The 13,613-nt window shown below is 46.9% G+C and carries 16 protein-coding genes; 5 read left to right on the top strand and 11 right to left on the bottom strand.

Annotated elements, in window-relative coordinates:
- Positions 1-19 precede the first annotated feature (19 nt).
- Complete coding sequence (locus tag ACN0UY_RS02655) at positions 20-556, bottom strand: pseudouridine synthase (protein WP_417665902.1); 537 nt, start codon at positions 554-556, stop codon at positions 20-22.
- Positions 557-772: 216 nt separating this feature from the next.
- Between ACN0UY_RS02655 and ACN0UY_RS02650 the strand changes: the two genes are divergently transcribed.
- Complete coding sequence (locus ACN0UY_RS02650; RefSeq protein ID WP_417665241.1) at positions 773-1,570, top strand: hypothetical protein; 798 nt, start codon at positions 773-775, stop codon at positions 1,568-1,570.
- Positions 1,571-1,572: 2 nt separating this feature from the next.
- Complete coding sequence (locus ACN0UY_RS02645; protein WP_417665240.1) at positions 1,573-2,400, top strand: glucosaminidase domain-containing protein; 828 nt, start codon at positions 1,573-1,575, stop codon at positions 2,398-2,400.
- Here the strand turns inward: ACN0UY_RS02645 and ttcA are convergent.
- The 10 genes from ttcA to ccoN all read right to left on the bottom strand — a co-directional run bounded on the left by ttcA (position 2,375) and on the right by ccoN (position 11,413).
- Complete coding sequence (ttcA, locus tag ACN0UY_RS02640; protein WP_417665239.1) at positions 2,375-3,313, bottom strand: tRNA 2-thiocytidine(32) synthetase TtcA; 939 nt, start codon at positions 3,311-3,313, stop codon at positions 2,375-2,377. The two genes, ACN0UY_RS02645 and ttcA, sit on opposite strands and share 26 nt — an antisense overlap.
- A gap of 38 nt (positions 3,314-3,351) precedes the next feature.
- Positions 3,352-4,281: a universal stress protein UspE gene (gene uspE, locus ACN0UY_RS02635; protein WP_417665238.1), complete on the bottom strand. Its 930-nt coding sequence runs from the start codon at positions 4,279-4,281 to the stop codon at positions 3,352-3,354.
- A gap of 67 nt (positions 4,282-4,348) precedes the next feature.
- Positions 4,349-5,008: a sulfite exporter TauE/SafE family protein gene (locus tag ACN0UY_RS02630; protein ID WP_417665237.1), complete on the bottom strand. Its 660-nt coding sequence runs from the start codon at positions 5,006-5,008 to the stop codon at positions 4,349-4,351.
- Positions 4,998-5,180 (bottom strand): cbb3-type cytochrome oxidase assembly protein CcoS, encoded by a 183-nt coding sequence (gene ccoS / locus ACN0UY_RS02625; protein ID WP_417665236.1) that lies wholly within the window; start codon positions 5,178-5,180, stop codon positions 4,998-5,000. Before ccoS ends, ACN0UY_RS02630 begins: the two co-directional genes overlap by 11 nt.
- Positions 5,180-7,618: a heavy metal translocating P-type ATPase gene (locus tag ACN0UY_RS02620; protein WP_417665235.1), complete on the bottom strand. Its 2,439-nt coding sequence runs from the start codon at positions 7,616-7,618 to the stop codon at positions 5,180-5,182. Before ACN0UY_RS02620 ends, ccoS begins: the two co-directional genes overlap by 1 nt.
- Before the next feature lie 3 nt (positions 7,619-7,621).
- Positions 7,622-8,119, bottom strand: coding sequence for a FixH family protein (locus ACN0UY_RS02615; protein WP_417665234.1), 498 nt, complete (start codon positions 8,117-8,119; stop codon positions 7,622-7,624).
- A 64-nt stretch (positions 8,120-8,183) separates the two neighbouring features.
- The gene (ccoP, locus tag ACN0UY_RS02610) at positions 8,184-9,131 is read right to left on the bottom strand and encodes a cytochrome-c oxidase, cbb3-type subunit III (protein ID WP_417665233.1); all 948 of its coding nucleotides are present in this window, start codon (positions 9,129-9,131) and stop codon (positions 8,184-8,186) included.
- Complete coding sequence (locus ACN0UY_RS02605) at positions 9,124-9,315, bottom strand: cbb3-type cytochrome oxidase subunit 3 (RefSeq protein WP_128351550.1); 192 nt, start codon at positions 9,313-9,315, stop codon at positions 9,124-9,126. Before ACN0UY_RS02605 ends, ccoP begins: the two co-directional genes overlap by 8 nt.
- Before the next feature lies 1 nt (position 9,316).
- The gene (ccoO, locus tag ACN0UY_RS02600; RefSeq protein WP_417665232.1) at positions 9,317-9,937 is read right to left on the bottom strand and encodes a cytochrome-c oxidase, cbb3-type subunit II; all 621 of its coding nucleotides are present in this window, start codon (positions 9,935-9,937) and stop codon (positions 9,317-9,319) included.
- 12 nt (positions 9,938-9,949) lie between these two features.
- A complete protein-coding gene (gene ccoN, locus ACN0UY_RS02595; protein ID WP_417665231.1) occupies positions 9,950-11,413 on the bottom strand; it encodes a cytochrome-c oxidase, cbb3-type subunit I in 1,464 nt (487 codons plus the stop codon).
- Positions 11,414-11,637: 224 nt separating this feature from the next.
- Between ccoN and ACN0UY_RS02590 the strand changes: the two genes are divergently transcribed.
- The 3 genes from ACN0UY_RS02590 (at position 11,638) to ACN0UY_RS02580 (ending at position 13,501) form a co-directional block, all read left to right on the top strand.
- The gene (locus tag ACN0UY_RS02590; protein WP_417665230.1) at positions 11,638-12,030 is read left to right on the top strand and encodes a hypothetical protein; all 393 of its coding nucleotides are present in this window, start codon (positions 11,638-11,640) and stop codon (positions 12,028-12,030) included.
- A 74-nt stretch (positions 12,031-12,104) separates the two neighbouring features.
- Complete coding sequence (locus tag ACN0UY_RS02585; protein ID WP_417665229.1) at positions 12,105-12,575, top strand: NfeD family protein; 471 nt, start codon at positions 12,105-12,107, stop codon at positions 12,573-12,575.
- Positions 12,572-13,501: a stomatin-like protein gene (locus ACN0UY_RS02580; RefSeq protein WP_128351545.1), complete on the top strand. Its 930-nt coding sequence runs from the start codon at positions 12,572-12,574 to the stop codon at positions 13,499-13,501. The genes ACN0UY_RS02585 and ACN0UY_RS02580 overlap by 4 nt, the downstream gene beginning before the upstream one ends.
- Positions 13,502-13,613 lie beyond the last annotated feature (112 nt).

The raw sequence follows: 13,613 nt of genomic DNA, 5'->3' as shown, positions 1-13,613 counted from the left end.
TTCTTAATGGCCGCGGATTTTACCACACAGGAGGCTCTTCGCGCCACTCGCCTGGCTGCAAAGTACGTAATAACCATGGCCCAATTCCGGCACGAATTAGGCGCAAAGTGGGGTGCCCAATAGCTGCTGTCATTCGGCGTACCTGGCGATTACGACCCTCACTGATTTTAATGCATAGCCAACAATCTGGAACAGATTTGCGTTCGCGCACCGGTGGATTGCGTGGCCATAAATTCATGGGTTCATCCATACGGATAATTTCTGCCGGTAATGTTATACCGTCGTTCAGTTCAACCCCATCACACAACTGCTGGAGTGCGTCATCCGTTGGAATACCTTCAACCTGTACCCAATACGTTTTGGTTAGTTTATGTTTTGGATGACAAATTTTATGTTGCAGCTCACCATCATTCGTCAATACCAATAAACCTTCGCTATCTTTATCAAGACGGCCGGCAGGGTACACGTCGTTATATGGAACCAAACCTTTGAGGGTTTCTTCACCGTCTTCCCCAGAAAATTGACTGACTACCCCATAGGGTTTGTTTAATAAAATCAGTCGCGGATTCGCGGTTCTTGGTTTAGATGGTTTCGCGCGGCGTCGTGAAAAACGGCGTTGATTTGTTCCAGACTTCACTAAAACTCCTTGGCAAAAAGGTGACTTATGGATGGTAACTTGGTTTATTATCCCATAAGTGAGCGGTATTGCCATTGGTAACGCATTAATCGTTACCGTATAATCGCTGGCAAAATCAACAAGGAGATTTTTTGCGTGTCTAATAACTCAAACAACACGGCACCCAACCTACCAGTCGGGGACTTTGGCCAGGCTTTGCGTGGCGAGATTAAGCTAACCATTGGGCAATTATTGCAGCGCTCATGGGATATCACATTACGGTCACTGCCATGGATGCTCGGTGTATTCATCGGTATTGTGGCGTTGAACATCGTAGTTTCTGATGTGCTCGCATTGGTTTTTCCATTTGACGAACAGGTGCTTGCTGAGCAAACCGAGATTGACTGGGATCAGGTTAATGTTGGTAACTTTATAGCTGGCAGCGTGCTGCAGGAACTTATATTAGCGCCATTTGCGGCGATGCTGGTTTATATTGGCATGCTTAATGCGGCAGACCGCAAGCCGTCGCTTAAGAAACTGCGCGGCGTATTAAAGTTTGCGCCGCAGTTAGTGTTGGTAGCCTTTATTAAGCTGGTTTTGACGGCTTTAGTGGCGGGCATCTTTGCCGCATTGGGGATGCTGTTGGGTGGTATTTTCGCGGTGGTATTGGTCATGCTGGCAGTGATTTACCTGCAGTTAGTGATGATGTTTGCCGTGCCACTTGTTATTGACCGTGAACTGAACGCGCCACGGGCGCTACTGGCGTCGTTTTTGGTGATCAATAAAGCAATGTTTCCCGTATTAGGGTTCATGGCGTTGGTTGTTATTATTTGTGCAATCAGTGCAATCCCATTGTTTTTGGGATTGATTTTTACCCTACCGATGGCGTTTAACGCAATAGGCGTTGTTTATCATGCGCTTATCGGCTTGGCCGACACGGAAATAGTGGAGTAACTATGCGATTTTTGGGATGGAGTTTTGCGGTTTTATTGGTGGCGTTGGCAATCTGGTTGCCAACCTTATTCCATGATAAAGCGGAATACTCCGAACAAGTAGTCAGTGAGGCTGTGGTTGCTGTGCCAACTATAACCGAAGTTCCTAATTTTAATGCCTTTGCCGACGTGCGGGATAAAAAACAGGCCTTCTTTGGTTATTTGGCGCCTATCGTTACAGCTGAAAACGCAAAAATTGAAGCGGAGCGAAATCGCGCACTTCAACTTGAGAACATCACGAAAAGCGGCACAAAATTGAATAAGCAGCAGCGCCAGCAACTCGAAGCGATTGCTTCGCGTTACAATGTCGAAGTTGATTATAATGATTTAGAGGCAACGTTTGGAGTGCTGATGCGCCGCGTAGACGTGGTGCCTGAAGCTTTGGTCTTGGTGCAAGCTGCTAACGAATCGGGGTGGGGCACCTCACGTTTTGCCCTCGATGCGCTGAACTTCTTCGGTCAGTGGTGTTTTTCTCCGGGATGTGGTTTGGTGCCGGACTCGCGCGTGGATGGTATGAACCATGAAGTGCGTAAGTTTGATTCAGTCAATGCCTCGGTACGTAGTTACTTACGCAACATAAATACGCACCCTGCGTACTTTGACTTGCGCCGACTGCGGGCAGAGCGACGGAGTGCTGGTGCTGACGTAAGAGCATTAGACCTTACGCCAGGGTTGTTGAGCTATTCGGAGCGGGGCGAAGATTACATTCATGAATTAAATTCTATGATACGTGTTAATCGCCCGATAATTGTCGATGTGCTTGAGCCTAACTTAAATTCAGCACCCGAATAACGCCGGATTTATCAACTAAATCCTGGCTGTCTTCTTCATCGCGATAATTCAGAAAAGTGGCTGGCGTGCTGTGATCAAACGCAGTATCGCCATCACTGTTCTCCTCACCGGTTGCTTGAATTGATTTGAATCCAAACAATGCGGTGTCCGCCAAATGCGAAGGCACAACATTTTGCAGTGCGCTCGCCATACTTTCGATACGCCCCGGATACTGACGATCCCATTGTTTCAGCAAGTCTTTAATCACTTTACGCTGAAGATTTTCCTGCGATCCACACAAGTTGCAGGGAATAATCGGGAAATCCATGTAGTCTGAATAGTTGGTAATGTCCTTTTCGCGCGCGTAGGCTAATGGGCGAATGACCACGTGTTTACCGTTATCGCTTACAAGTTTGGGTGGCATTGATTTAATCGTACCGCCGTAAAACATATTCAGCATAAGCGTTTCGAGCATGTCATCCCGGTGGTGGCCAAGCGCAATCTTAGTAGCACCTAACTCGCTTGCAACACGATATAAAATGCCACGGCGCAGGCGTGAACACAGCGAGCACGTGGTTTTGCCTTCAGGTATTTTTTCTTTAACGATGCTGTAGGTGTCTTCTTCGATAATGCGGAAATCAACACCTTCGTTTTTCAGGTACTCCGGCAAAATATGCTCAGGAAAGCCGGGTTGCTTCTGGTCAAGGTTTACCGCAATAATCTCAAACTTTATCGGGGCGACCCGTTGCATGAAACGCAGAATATCAAGCAGGGTATAACTGTCTTTGCCGCCCGATAAACACACCATGATGCGATCGCCGTCTTCAATCATATTGAAGTCTTGAATGGCTTGCCCAACTGAGCGGCGAAGTCGTTTTTTAAGTTTGTTAAAACCTTGCTGATTAGCTTGAGCCGTATTATTTTCTGCGCGCATAAGCACCTTCACTGAAACCGATAAAAAAGCGGCCGCGATTATAGCTTAATTGGCGACACAAATCCTTCCGGTTTTACTGCAAGTAAATCACAGTTGATGGACTCAATGACGTGTTCAGCGGTATTGCCCAGCAATGCAGCCGAAAACCCTGTACGGCCGATGGTTCCAAGTACAACGAGTTCAGCATCAAGTTCTTCAGCCAACTCTGGGATAACCTGTTCAGGCAAGCCCTCTCTAACATGCTGATTTTGCGGCGGTATATGAAAAGGCATGGCATGTTCAGCCAAGGCTACTTTGTGGTTTTCTTGAATGGTTTCGCGGTAATTTGTGGTGTCAAACTCGGGAATTTCCGCTGCGATTGTAATGGGAGCGCCCGGAAATGCATTCACCAAGTGGACGTCACTGTGCAAGCATTGTGCGAACTGTAGGGCAGCCTCAGTAACGATGCGGTTTAGAGAACGATGGTGTTCATGTTCACCGGTGGTATGAATTGCTGCGAGTATTTTGCCGTGTTCGGGCCATTCATGCTCTTTCACCAACAATACTTTGCACGGTGCTTTGCGTAGCAAATGCCAATCAGTTGGCGTGAACAGAAGGGCAGCGAGGCCTTCGTGCTCATGTGTGGCTTTAACGATGATGTCGTAGTTGCCTTGCATGGCGGTTTCAATGATGGCCTCAAATGGGCGGTTGTGCCATAAGATGTTAACGTCGTAGTCGATGTCGCGCGTGTTGTAATCTTCGAGAATATCTTTAACCCAAACTTTCCGATCGGTGATCAAACTATCACGCATACTATTGCGCTCGTCAGCCGCTAACATGGTGGTCATTTCATACGAGAAGTCATAAATAGAAAGCATAAAGGTGACATGGGCACCACTAATGCGCGCTAAATGAAGAGCTCGATTCAGTGCTTTTTGCTGTTGGCGATCGCCATCTAATACAGCTAGAATTTTCGTTACGCAACTCATAGTGCACCTCTGTTATAACAGTCACTCAATGATTTAAGTCTAGCTAACAAAAGGTTAAACAGCCAAGTTAGTTTATGAGTTGTAATTGACGCAAGGCAATAATCAATGTCCACAAGCCGTAAACGATCATTATCGCCCCCATCAGTTGTCGAAAACCTTTGGACTTAAGAAATTGCTGTAAGGTATGACTTAACCAACCAAAGGCAAACATTGCAGGCAGCGTACCGACACCGAAAGCGGCCATGTAAAGTGCGCCATTCGTGGCTGAGCCGCTGACGGCGGCCCAACTTAATGCGCTGTACACCAAGCCGCAGGGTAGCCAACCCCATAGCATTCCGGCACTAAATAGCATTGGGTAGGAGTGGTTTTTTCGCATCCGCGCCGCAAGGGGTTGTAGCTGACGCCATAGGGGTTGTCCTAAGCGCTCAAGGTAGCGTAGCCCGAACCACCACTGCCCAAGATAGAGACCAAACAAGATAAGAATGAATGCAGCAAAAATTCGCAATCCAATTAAACCATTCTCAGCAAACCCTGCTAGGCTGCCAACGGCGGCACCAATAAGCGCCCCTGCAATGCTGTAAGACACAATGCGACCGATGTTATAGATCAACAGTTGAAAGGTGGTTATGCGGCCCGCAAAAGCCCCCGCAATACCGCCACACATCATGATGCAATGCCCAGCGCCGGCTAGCCCCATGAGTACTGCGGCAAAAATATCAATGCTCATCGGGTTCCGACTTCTCAGGTTTCTTTTTTTGCGGTTGGTCGTCGAGCAATATGTTCATGCCCTGGCGTTCGAGGTCTTCAAATTGGTCACTACGAACGGCCCACAAGAAAACGCCAACCGCTATAAGTACGAAGAGAATTGCGATGGGTATTAAAACGTAAAGACTGTCCATTAGCGATATAACCTAAGTGAATTGAGCAATACAATGAGTGAGCTCGCTGACATACCGATGGCTGCAATATAAGGTGTCACGAATCCTGCCATTGCAACGGGCAGAATACCAATATTGTAAATTAAAGCCCATAGTATATTTTGTCGCAGTATTGCCCGAGCCTTTTGGGTGATCATGCGAAATTCCAGTAATGCGCTAAATTGATTTCGTAGCAGTACCACATCCGATGCGGTACGCGCTAGGTCAGCAGCATGGCCAAAGGTAATTGAAACATCGGCTTGAGCGAGCACCGGGCCGTCATTTAAACCATCGCCGATCATGGCAACTGGGCCGTCCTGCTGAGCTTTGGTTAAATGCGTGAGTTTATCCGCTGGTAGGCAGTCTGCAAATACATCTTGAATACCAAGCTGCTCAGCGACTTGCGCTGCAAGGTTGGCACGATCTCCGGTGAGCATAATGACACGAATATCAGCCTGTTGCAGAGCTTGCACGGCGGTTTTGGTGTCGTCGCGTAATTTGTCTCCAACATAAAATTCAGCTAACACAGCCGTTGGCGTGGCAACAAATACTTGCGCCAAATCTAATCTTGGTGAGAAAGTCGGGTGCCATTGCTGAATGTAACGAAGGCTGCCGAGACGAACTGGCGTCACTGCGTTTGTTGTTACCGACTGTGGCGTCCAACTCGCTTCAATACCGAGCCCTTGTTCGTGGTGCACAGCAGACACCTGGGCTTGTTGATCGGTTAGTTGCTGCAGTGGCGCTGCAAGCGGATGCTCAGAGGTAAGTTCTAAGGTTTGAACCAAGGCTTTAATCGCCTCAGGTTGGTGCTCTGAATTATGGAAGTGCGTGCTTTGCAGTGAAAACTCACCGGTGGTTAAGGTGCCCGTTTTATCGACAAAGATGGTTTTAACGTCAGGTAGTAACTGCAACACGTCCGCATTACGCAGCAAAATTCCTGATTTATTCAACTTATGAATAGCGCCGGTAACGGCGGTAGGGGCAGCTAAAGCGAGCGCGCATGGACAGGTGGCTACAAGCACCGATAAGGTCACCCAAAACGCTTGTGCAGGGTCGATTACCGTCCAGATTAAGAAGGTTGCGGCGGCTAGCATTAATATGCGCACAACAAATTTACTGGCCATGCGCTCGGCCACACGCGCCAGTTTCGGCTTGCGTGATAAGGCTAAGTCTTGTAGCTCAATAATACTCGCTAACACGGTTTCTTGCTGGGTTGTCGTGACCTTAACGCGAATCGGCTGCGTTTTATTAATACTGCCGGCAAGCACGGGGTCACTTTCGCGTTTCGTGATCAAGCGGCTTTCGCCTGTTAACAGACTTTCATTCACGCCTGCTTGCTGCGTCAGTAGCTCGCCATCAGCAGGGATGGTGGCGCCAGGAAGCACTTGAATGATATCACCAATTTGTAGCTGGCTGACTGGCACAGAGGTTAGCCTTGCTGTGCTATCTTCGCGTTGAGCGATGGCTGGAAGCAGTTTAACCAAATTGGCTGAAGCGCTAATTGCTTTCTGACGGGCTAACAATTCAAAGTAACGGCCAACCAGCAAAAAGAAGGTAAACATCGCCACCGATTCAAAATACACTTCACCTTGGTTTATGAAGGTTGCGTATGCGCTTGCACCGTATGCTGATAACAGAGCAACTGTGACCGGGACATCCATGTTGGGTTGACCGGCTTGAATGCTGCGAATAGCGCCGATATAGAAGGGTTGCGCACTATAAAGTAATACCGGTGTTGCCATAAATAGGCTTATCCACCACATAAACTGACGCAACTGCGGGTCAAGATCACTGACAACCCCGAAGTAAAGGCCAATTGCTAGCATCATGACTTGCATGGTGGCGATGCCAGCAACGCCTAGGCGCGTAACAAAGTAGCGTCGGCGTTTTTTAAAAGCCTGTTCTTGCGTTGCTGACTGAAATGGCAAAGCGCGATAACCAAGTTCAGCAATTGCTTGAAGAATTTGGCTGAGCTGGAGCTGATCGTTGCGCCAGGCAATTTGCACACGCTCGGTGGTGGCATTGACCTGAACGCGCTGAACACCTTCTAGGCGCTTCACGTGTTGTTCGATTAACCACGCACAGGCAGAGCAAGTCATGCCTTCAAGGGATAAGCTAATGGTCCGTATTCCGTCAGTTTCGCGTGTGAATTGCTTTTGTAACTCGGTGTCGTCGTAAGCTTTAAGTTGTTGCAATTCTTCCGGAACCAAAGGCACCTGAAGTGGGTTGCTGGTATCTCGATATTGATAAAAGTGCAGTAAATTTTGTTGCGCAATAGTTTCTGCTACAGCCTGGCAGCCGTAGCAGCAAACTGAATAGTTTTGATCATCAATCGTTACGCTGTAACCACCATCACTCGGCAGTGGCTGCAAACAATGGAAGCATTGGCCTTCTGGTGGCTGTGGTAACGATGCACTCATGCATTATACGCCGTAGGTTAACGGTTTAATTGCAAGCTCACGGTAGGCGGGTAGATTTACTTGCTGTGAAACACGCCAACTGTTATCGAAAGGCGTGATAGTAATGGTCCATTTGCCTTCTTGATTGTTGAGCATCTCACCGCGGTAAAGCCCCTGACCATCTGCGGTTAAGGTTACCGAGAAATCTTTTTCTGCCAAGGTGCTGTGGTAGAAATTCACTTTCAATGCAGTCAATTGGCTGGGGGCACCGCTCGTGTAAGCCAATGTGAATTGTTTATCGTTCTGATTAAAGGCAAATTCAATATTGAGCGCTTGGGCGGCTTGAACTTTCTCAACTTGCGTATTAATGCCGCGGCCTTTCTTGTAGTAATCGTCAACAACCATCGGGTTATCGCCATAGCCGCTCGCGATGGTCAGTGTAATAATCATCGCTATGATAACTGAAAACGGAATGAGCATTAGGAACCACGGCCAAAACTGCTTATACCAAGGTTTTTCCATGCGACGTTACCCTCAATTTAATTCGATATAAAAGAAAAAACCCCGCAGCAGCGGGGTCTTTTGTTTAGTCCTGCGACAGCCCGTAAACATACGAACTTATGACATGAATTTTATCCTCTCCGAGAATATCTTTCCATGCTGGCATAACACCGTTACGACCATTACGTAAGGTTTCTTCAATAGTGCTTTGTGAGCCGCCATATAACCATATGTTGTCGGTTAAGTTTGGCGCACCAAGCGCTTGATTGCCTTTACCATCCTGGCCATGACATGCAGAGCAAACCGCAAAGTTAGCTTCACCCGCTTTAGCAAGCTCAGGGTCAACTTTACGACCACTTAGGCTAATAACATACGTAGCGAGCTCGGTTATCTGTTGCTCATTGAACTGGCTTTGCGCTGGCATCATACCGTTACGACCGGCAATTAACGACTGTTTAATAGCAGCAGGGGTGCCACCGTAAAGCCAATCGTCGTCAGTCAGGTTAGGGAAGCCTTTACCGCCCATAGCATTTGAACCATGACACTGCGCACAGTTTTGGATAAACAGACGTTGACCAATTTTAACCGCTTCAGGGTCCTGCGAGAGTTCTTCAATAGAACGCTCAGAAAGGGCCGCAAAGACTGGGCCAAACTTTTCTTCGGCTTGATCAATTTGGCGGTCGTACTCGACAATTAAACCAGCTTCACGTGCTGCTTCAGTTGCTTGTTTTGACTCTTCTAAAGAACGTACATCCTGATTTGAACTGCTCCAGCCTAGCAGGCCAGCGAAGTTACCCAAGCCCGGATACAATGCCAAATAGAGGAAGCCCCACACGATAGTGATCCAGAACAATATCGTCCACCAACGTGGCATCGGGTTGTTGATTTCCACGATACCATCAAACTCGTGGTCCATTAATTCGCCTTCTTTGATCCCGGTATAATTGGTCATATTCCAGCGAAGCAGCCAGATGATACCGACCAAGAAGGCCAAAGTTAGCACAATTATCCATGCACTCCAGAAGCTACTCATTATTCTTCGACTCCTGTTTAGTAGTGTCCTTGGTTACTGACGATTTTTTATCTTCGTCAAAAATAGAGTTGGCCGCTTCGTCAAAACGCTTCTTTTGACCTTTACTGAACGCCCACCAAACTACACCAATGAACAGTACGAAAACTAAAACGGTGTAAAAACTACGCCAAGTAATGTAGTCCATCTTACTTAGCCTGCGTCAAGCCAGTTCCAAGCACTTGCAGATAAGCAATTAAGGCTTCCATTTCGGTTTTGCCTTGCACTGCTACCTTCGCACCAGCGATATCTTCGTCGGTGTAAGGAACTCCAAATGAACGGAATACTTCGAGTTTTTTCGCTGTTAATTCGCCATCAAGCGTATTTTCAGCAAGCCATGGGAAGCCCGGCATATTTGATTCAGGAACCACATCACGCGGATTCATTAAGTGAACGTAGTGCCATTCATCGCTGTACCGACCGCCAACACGAGCAAGGTCAGGCCCTGTTCGCTTAGAGCCCCACAAGAAAGGGCGTTCCCAAACGTGCTCACCCGCGAGCGAGTAGTGCCCATAGCGCTCCGTTTCTGAGCGAAATGGACGAATCATCTGGCTGTGACAGTTGTTACACCCTTCACGGATGTACACGTCACGACCTTCCATTTCCAACGCAGTATAAGGTTTCAGACCAATTACCGGTTCGTTGGTTTGCTTTTGGAATAACAGTGGCGTGATCTCGACCAAGCCGCCGATTGAAATAGCAATAGTCATTAATACTGCTAACCAACCAACGCGCTTTTCAACGAAATCATGTTTAATGTTTTTGCTCATTGAATCGACTCCTTACGCTGACTGAGTAGCTGCTGGGGCAGGTGTATGGTCAACTGCTTCAACATACTCAACAGTTGGCTTGCCGGCGCGAACGGTGCGATATACGTTAACCGCCATTAATACCATACCCGCTACGATAAACAGGCCACCAACAAAGCGGATGAACCAGAACGGATAGGACGCCACGACGCTCTCTACGAAGCTGTAGGTAAGCGTACCGTCAGTCGCATTTACTGCACGCCACATCAGACCTTGCATTACGCCTGAAATCCATAGTGCAACGATATAAAGCACCACACCTATGGTATGCAACCAGAAGTGAATGTTAATCCAACGTACGTTGTGCATTTGCGTTTGGTTCCATAAGCGTGGAATCAAATAATACAACGAGCCGATAGTAATCATTGCAACCCAACCCAGGGCGCCCGAGTGCACGTGGCCAATTGTCCAGTCGGTATAATGCGATAGCGCATTCACCGATTTAATTGCCATCATCGGGCCTTCAAAGGTCGACATGCCATAAAATGACAGCGAAACGATCAGGAAGCGCAAAATTGGATCGGTTTTAAGCTTATGCCATGCACCAGATAAGGTCATGATACCGTTGATCATACCACCCCATGAAGGCACGAATAGAATTACCGACATAACCATGCCCAGTGACTGAGCCCAGTCAGGCAAGGCGGTGTAGTGCAAGTGGTGAGGACCTGCCCATATATACAGTGAAATCAATGCCCAGAAGTGAACAACGGACAAACGGTATGAATACACTGGACGTTCAGCTTGCTTTGGTACGAAATAGTACATCATGCCTAAGAAGCCAGCCGTAAGCAGGAAGCCTACCGCGTTGTGGCCGTACCACCACTGCACCATGGCATCCACTGAGCCTGCATATAAGCTATACGACTTGGTAAAGGAAACCGGCACCGCCATGCTGTTCACAATGTGTAGCACTGCGATGGTGACAATAAACCCACCGTAAAACCAGTTGGCGACATAAATATGTGAGGTGTTACGCTTAACCAAGGTACCAAAAAATACGATGATGTAGGCAACCCAAACCAGCGTTATCAAGATATCAATTGGCCACTCAAGTTCAGCATATTCTTTTGAACTGGTTAAGCCCATAGGTAGGGTAATTACCGCAAGGATGATTACCGTTTGCCAACCCCAGAAAACGAAGCTTGCAAGCTTGTTCGAGAACAACGCAGTTTTACAAGTCTTTTGAACAATATAAAACGATGTTCCTATTAGCGCCGATGTACCAAATGCAAAAATCACCGCGTTGGTATGCAATGGACGTAACCTGGAATAGGTTAGCCAAGGCGTGTCAAAGTTTAATTCTGGCCAGATCAGCTGGGCAGCAATAAATACGCCCACTGTCATGCCAATGATTCCCCAAATAACGGTCATAATGGCGAACTGCCTTACAACCTTTAGGTTATATTCAATCTGTAGTGGATTCGTTTGGCTCATTTTTGTTTTCCGCGTTGATGCTCTGAAAGTTTAGGACAGAGTAACGTGACATATAATAAGGTTGCCTGTCGGTTCCCATGTCGGTAGTTTGACAAACGCCGTTATTTTACGATTTTTACAGCAAGAAAAATAGGCTGAAAACAGGAAAAATGCGCGCTATACAGGCGCTTGGCGAATTTTTAGACAACTATTTTATTTCCTAATTTAAGGTTATTTATACCCACATGAAACGTATGGTCTTTATTTTCGTGCTTTGTAGCCTTGTTATGTTAACCGCTTGTGAACAGCGAGCGCACAAGGTTGAGGATAGTTCAAATAAAAAAATCTTCCATAAAATTGATCCTGATCAACCTCGGGTGGAGCAGGAAATACTTGTGGTTTTTGAAGCACCTGAAGCGTTTCGACTGGGCCATGGACGCGTTGAAGGCGTGAATATGTATATGGGCTACATGCCGGTTCGCGTGTCGCGGATAAGCGCGACACAATGGCAGGCAAAATTCCAGTTAGGTGCATGTACTGAGCCATCAATGCTCTGGCGGGTTAGCATTCCATGGCAAACTGCCGCTGGAAACGAGCAGGGGGTTTACCAATTTGAATTTGCCACCGAAACTAATTGAAACAAATATTACAAGTGTAAAACTTAGGCGCATGATATATTTTTTAAAATAACATTTGGCTACAAGGTGACTACATGTCGATTGCATTGCTGTGGATTCTAGTAGGCGTAGTGCTAATTTTGTCCGAACTCATGTTAACCAGCGTGGTTGCAGTGTTTCTGGGCATCGGCGCTATCGTAACAGGGCTTTTAGTGCACTGGGGTTTGGTTGATGAAATGTCAATTCAGTTTGCGGTTTTTGGAACTGTCAGTTTGGTGACGTTGCTATTAGCTAGAGGGCGTATAAAGCAGTGGTTTACAGGCTATACGGCCGATCATGATGAAACAAAACCCAACTTTCAACGCGACATTGGTGCGCGTGTCACTGTGGTTAAAGAATTCAAACATGGCGCAGGCCGCGTATTGTTAAATGGGGTGCAGTGGGATGCTTTTTCGGAAGACGAATTGAATGTCGGCGACACCGCCTGGGTAGTTGCGAACGAAGGCATTCAACTCACTGTGCAAAAAAAACGGATGCCCGTTCAAATGAAGGAAGGTAATTCATGAATGCTACTTTTAATGTAGAAACTGTTTTAGCACTTGGTTTCGCTATTGCAGTTATTATTATTGTTCTCAAGTCAGCGCGTATTGTTCCGCAGCGTTCTAACTATGTGATTGAGCGGCTTGGTAAATATAACCGCACCCTTGATTCAGGTTTTCACTTTTTAATTCCTTTTATCGACAAAGTTGCCTATCAACATACGTTAAAAGAAGAAGTAATTGATGTTGAACGTCAAGCCTGTGTAACCCGGGATAATATTCAAGTTGGTATTAATGGTGTGCTGTATATTCAGGTGGTTGACGCACATAAAGCCAGTTACGGTATTAATAACTATCGTTACGCAGCATCGCAACTAGCACAAACTACTATGCGTTCGGTGATTGGTCAGACGGACCTTGATAAAACATTCGAAGAACGTGCCAAGATTAACGAAATTGTGGTTCAAGCGCTTGATGAGGCTGCCTCACCATGGGGTATCAAGGTGTTACGTTACGAGATTTCCGACATTGAACTGCCATTAAGTATTAAGGATGCGTTGGAGCAGCAGATGCGTGCGGAGCGAGAGCGTCGTGCAGCCATTGCAAAGTCTGAAGGCGAGCGTCAGGCAATGATTAACGTATCTGAAGGTCAGAAGCAGGAAGTTATTAATTTGTCTGAAGCTGAAAAGCAAAAGCAAATTAATGAAGCGGAAGGCCGTGCACGTGAAATCGAATTGATTGCAGTGGCGACGGCCGAAGGGCTTGGTAAGATTGCCATAGCCATTCAACAACCTGGTGGCCAAGACGCTGTGAGTTTGCGTGTTGCTGAGCAATACGTGAAAGAGTTCGGTAATTTAGCGAAAGAAAGCACCACCCTCATTTTACCTGCACAACTTGCTGATATTGGCAGTGCAGTTGCTGGACTTACTGAAATTATTAAGAAAAAGAATTAACGCAATTCACCTTTCCGGCGTACCTAGAAGGTCGTTCATCGAGGATGAGCGACCTTTTGTGATCAATTTTGCCAATATATACCTATAAAGCACAATCATTTTCATTGGGATA

Source organism: Pseudidiomarina sp. (genome assembly GCF_048268165.1).
Taxonomy (GTDB): domain Bacteria; phylum Pseudomonadota; class Gammaproteobacteria; order Enterobacterales; family Alteromonadaceae; genus Pseudidiomarina.
Note: the sequence above shows the minus strand (reverse complement) of the source record. Positions and strands in the feature narration are given on the sequence as shown.

Bases quoted from the DNA above. Each gene is read 5' to 3' on its own strand.
- ccoO (WP_417665232.1), bottom strand. From the start codon at position 9,937: ATGAGCAAAAACATTAAACATGATTTCGTTGAAAAGCGCGTTGGTTGG.
- ACN0UY_RS02620 (WP_417665235.1), bottom strand. From the start codon at position 7,618: ATGAGTGCATCGTTACCACAGCCACCAGAAGGCCAATGCTTCCATTGT.
- ACN0UY_RS02585 (WP_417665229.1), top strand. From the start codon at position 12,105: ATGTCGATTGCATTGCTGTGGATTCTAGTAGGCGTAGTGCTAATTTTG.
- ccoS (WP_417665236.1), bottom strand. From the start codon at position 5,180: ATGGACAGTCTTTACGTTTTAATACCCATCGCAATTCTCTTCGTACTT.
- ACN0UY_RS02605 (WP_128351550.1), bottom strand. From the start codon at position 9,315: ATGGACTACATTACTTGGCGTAGTTTTTACACCGTTTTAGTTTTCGTA.
- ACN0UY_RS02630 (WP_417665237.1), bottom strand. From the start codon at position 5,008: ATGAGCATTGATATTTTTGCCGCAGTACTCATGGGGCTAGCCGGCGCT.
- ccoN (WP_417665231.1), bottom strand. From the start codon at position 11,413: ATGAGCCAAACGAATCCACTACAGATTGAATATAACCTAAAGGTTGTA.
- ACN0UY_RS02615 (WP_417665234.1), bottom strand. From the start codon at position 8,119: ATGGAAAAACCTTGGTATAAGCAGTTTTGGCCGTGGTTCCTAATGCTC.
- uspE (WP_417665238.1), bottom strand. From the start codon at position 4,281: ATGAGTTGCGTAACGAAAATTCTAGCTGTATTAGATGGCGATCGCCAA.
- ACN0UY_RS02645 (WP_417665240.1), top strand. From the start codon at position 1,573: ATGCGATTTTTGGGATGGAGTTTTGCGGTTTTATTGGTGGCGTTGGCA.
- ACN0UY_RS02590 (WP_417665230.1), top strand. From the start codon at position 11,638: ATGAAACGTATGGTCTTTATTTTCGTGCTTTGTAGCCTTGTTATGTTA.
- ccoP (WP_417665233.1), bottom strand. From the start codon at position 9,131: ATGAGTAGCTTCTGGAGTGCATGGATAATTGTGCTAACTTTGGCCTTC.
- ttcA (WP_417665239.1), bottom strand. From the start codon at position 3,313: ATGCGCGCAGAAAATAATACGGCTCAAGCTAATCAGCAAGGTTTTAAC.
- ACN0UY_RS02580 (WP_128351545.1), top strand. From the start codon at position 12,572: ATGAATGCTACTTTTAATGTAGAAACTGTTTTAGCACTTGGTTTCGCT.